Origin of the sequence: Streptomyces beijiangensis (assembly GCF_017315755.1) — a bacterium.
Classification (GTDB): Bacteria; Actinomycetota; Actinomycetes; order Streptomycetales; family Streptomycetaceae; genus Streptomyces; species Streptomyces beijiangensis.
On sequence record NZ_JAFLRJ010001063.1, the window covers coordinates 1 to 369 of the forward strand.

Below are 369 nucleotides of genomic sequence, written 5' to 3' on the forward strand. Positions count from 1 at the left end.
TCTCGGAGATGCTGCGGGCGGGCAGAGCGGCGAAGTCGACGGCACCCAGGAGGGAGCCGAGCCGCTTCTGCTCGGTGTCCGACAGATCGCGGGACGCGCGGCCGCCCTTACGGTCGGTGACGAAGACCTTGCCGCCGGGGCGGACCTCGATGCCGCGCCGCACCCCAGCGAATCCGCCGCTGACAGTGAGGCCGACGCTGTCGGCGGCGGACCGGGCCGGGGCGGTGAGGGACGGGGGTGGGGCGGTCACGGAACCGGGCGTGGCAGTCCCGCCGCAGCCGGAAATCAGCCGTCCTACGGTGAGGAATGCCAGTAACTGCCCCGCACGCGTTGCCACTTCCGGCCTCCCCGGCTCACCCGACCGCACCG

1 pseudogene is annotated in these 369 nt (G+C 73.4%); it reads right to left on the reverse strand.

The features are described 5' to 3' along the window. Positions 1–250, reverse strand: a pseudogene (locus J0695_RS40550) (hypothetical protein); the annotation flags it as partial. Positions 251–369 lie beyond the last annotated feature (119 nt).